The sequence below is a fragment of the Azonexus caeni genome (assembly GCF_048146105.1).
In the GTDB taxonomy this organism is placed as follows: domain Bacteria; phylum Pseudomonadota; class Gammaproteobacteria; order Burkholderiales; family Rhodocyclaceae; genus Azonexus; species Azonexus aromaticus_B.
In genome coordinates, this window is record NZ_JBKJAD010000086.1 from 1 (window position 1) to 255 (window position 255).

Genomic DNA, 255 nt, shown 5'->3' on the forward strand with positions numbered 1-255 from the left:
CACATGGAACGGATGTTCGACCTTGGCACGGATACTGGCTTTGGCGTGTTCGATCCGTTCAAGCAGATCTCCCAGCGACGTCCCCGGCAGGGCCTTGCGCTTGCCCGGACGCATCGCTACATGCCAGTTCACCGGGACTTCCTGACTCTCTGCCCGCTTCTCGATACCTTGGTAGGCGGCATCACCAAAGGCATCGGTTTCGTCACCATGCAGGAGCGCCTGGGCCTGAGTGATGTCGCTCACGTTGGCGGCGGT

Annotated in this window: 1 protein-coding gene; it reads right to left on the reverse strand. The window is 61.2% G+C overall.

What is annotated here, in order from left to right:
• A partial coding sequence (locus ACLIIZ_RS21180) for a transposase (RefSeq protein WP_416695704.1) occupies positions 1–255 on the reverse strand: 255 nt, incomplete at both ends.